A 2,375-nucleotide genomic window follows, 5' to 3' on the forward strand; every position below is an offset into this window, starting at 1 on the left:
AGCAGTTCGGGCAGGCCGTGCCCGTGGTAGATGTTGTCGCCCAAAATCAGCACGCTGGGTTTGTCGCCGACGAAATCAGCCCCGATATGATAGGCTTGCGCCAGCCCTTCCGGGCGCGGCTGCTGTGCGTAATGGATGCTGATGCCCCACTGGCTGCCGTCGCCCAGCAGGCCTTCGAACGCGGGCGCGTCTGCCGGCGTGGTGATGATCAGGATTTCCCGCACGCCGGCCAGCAGCAGTACCGACAACGGGTAATAGATCATCGGTTTATCATAAACCGGCATCAGCTGCTTCGATACCGGTTTGGTCAACGGATACAGGCGCGTTCCCGATCCGCCGGCCAATATGATCCCGCGCCGCATATGGTTTTCACTCCTCTTCGGGCGGGATGGGGATCCGCCCGCTTGAAGCTTATTTGACAGCCGGTGCGGCTGGCGCGGCCGGTGCACCGGGGTTGGCCGCTGGCGCAGCAGCACCAGCCTTTTCAAGCGATGCCGCTACCTTGTCCGGGGCGTCATAGCCCTTGGCATAGGTGATCTTGCCTTTGTTGGCTTCGCGCAGGTGGGTCAATTCCGCTTGCAGGCGCTTGCCGACTTCTTGGCGCTGGATCACCTGCTGGGCGTAGCTGATGGCCTTTTCGCCGAGGAACGGCTCGGGCTTCATCTCGGCAACCACGTTCACGTAAACGACGGGGGCAGGCGCGCCCTGCGGCTGGTCGGTGTACATGAACGGCTCGCCGTTCGGGCCTTTGGACAGCTTGAGGAATTCCTGGCTCAGGCGCGGATCGAGCACCAACGTGTCGATTTGCTGCGGCGCCCGGCGATATTCGATATTTGATTCCAGCAGCAACTGCTCCACCTGCTGCATGGTTTTGGCGTCCTTCAGCGGCAGGCCGGTGAACTTGGGGGTGCGCAGGAACTGGATCTGGTCCAGCGTCATGATGCGGCGTTCGGCAAACATGATCGGATTGTCGCTGATGAATTTTTGCGCGCCTTCACGCGGGGTCTGAAGCACCTTGCCGGCCACTTCGGCCTGCAGCGCCTGCACCAGCAGATTTTCATCGTTGCGGGCCTTGGCCAACACAAACTGCGGCGACTGATCCAGCTTTTTGGTGCGGGCCTCTGCTGATAGCATCTTGCGTTCGACCACCCGCGACAGCGCTACGGCTTCCACCAGCTTGCGCGGCGCCGTCTGGGCTTGCGCGCCCATGCCAGTGATTTCGGCGTTGACTTCGTGGATAGTGACGTCTTTGCCATCAACAGTTGCCACCACTTGGCCTTCCGGGGCCTTGGCGTCGTTACTGCAGCCGGCGAGCGCCACGGCGGCCACGGCGGCCAGCAGCATCGGAACATGCGTTGTCTTCATCACGTCACTCCCACCATTTTCATTCCGGGCATTTTCATTCCGGGCATCTTGATTTCCGGCTATTTGATTTCGGACAGACCGCCAGCGGCTCATCCAAAGCATTGTTCCTCTTGCCGCCCTGCGCCGAAATGGTCAATGGCGCGTGATCGCAGGTCAATAGGGCCGGCCCAGTGCGGCGCGGATGATGGCGCTGGCATTGCCGCCCTGCCGCCGCGTCAGCCGCCGCAATACCTGGCCCCAGGCGATCAGCCAGTGCAGCGGCCACAGCCACAGATAATGCCGCCAGGTGAATTTCAGCCGCGACCGGGCCAGCCAATAATCGGCAAATGCGCTGCGTTTGGCGCGGGCGCTGCCCGATCCGATCGATCTGCCAGCCTTGTGAAACACGGTTGCGCCGTGGGCAAAGGCGGTTTCATAGGCGCGCGTTCCGAGCCGTCGGTTGCGAACCGCCCAATCGATCTCTTCGAAATAAAGGAAATAATCCTCTTGCATCAGGCCGACATTGTTCAGGAAACCACGGCTGACGGCGAGGCTTGCGCCCAGCACGAAATCGGTGGCGTCGGCCACGTCCTGCGGGCTGTACCTGATGGTTGCCAGTTGTTCCCCGCCCAGCGAGCGGCCGTTGCCGGTGAAAATATTGTAAGATGAACCGTTCAGCGCCTGGATACGATCCGGTGCCCAGTAGTGCCGCACCACCGTGCCGCACATGCCCACGCGCGGCGTTGCCATCATGCGCGACAACAGGCTGACCGCGGCATCGGGCGCCACCACCGTATCGTTGTTGAGCAACCAGAAATGCTTGAGCTGGCCGTCGCCCAGCAGGTAGCGCAGGCCCACATTGTTGCCGCCGGCAAATCCCCGATTGGTCGGGGATATGATGAGCGTGAGCGGTGCCACCACCCCGCCGCGGCCCATCGCCGGATCGGCGAGTTCGGTCAGCGGCAGCGGCTTGGCCACTGGCGGCGCGGAAAAGGCGGCCATCTCGGTCGATTCTGGAACGGCATCGAGCC

General features: G+C 62.3%; 3 protein-coding genes. All 3 read right to left on the minus strand.

Annotation, left to right across the window (positions count from 1 at the left end):
* A partial coding sequence (locus ACESL8_RS08615; RefSeq protein ID WP_372917850.1) for a sugar nucleotidyltransferase occupies window positions 1-362 on the minus strand: 362 nt, incomplete at its 3' end.
* 49 nt (window positions 363-411) lie between these two features.
* A complete protein-coding gene (locus ACESL8_RS08620; RefSeq protein ID WP_372917852.1) occupies window positions 412-1,365 on the minus strand; it encodes a hypothetical protein in 954 nt (317 codons plus the stop codon).
* A 153-nt stretch (window positions 1,366-1,518) separates the two neighbouring features.
* Window positions 1,519-2,375: glycosyltransferase (locus ACESL8_RS08625; RefSeq protein ID WP_372917854.1), on the minus strand; the 857-nt coding region annotated here is incomplete at its 5' end.

Origin of the sequence: Sandarakinorhabdus sp., from assembly GCF_041689835.1 — a bacterium.
Taxonomy (GTDB): Bacteria; Pseudomonadota; Alphaproteobacteria; order Sphingomonadales; family Sphingomonadaceae; genus Sandarakinorhabdus.

Excerpts from the sequence above, each read along its gene's own strand:
- ACESL8_RS08620 (WP_372917852.1), bottom strand. The coding sequence starts at position 1,365 with ATGAAGACAACGCATGTTCCGATGCTGCTGGCCGCCGTGGCCGCCGTG.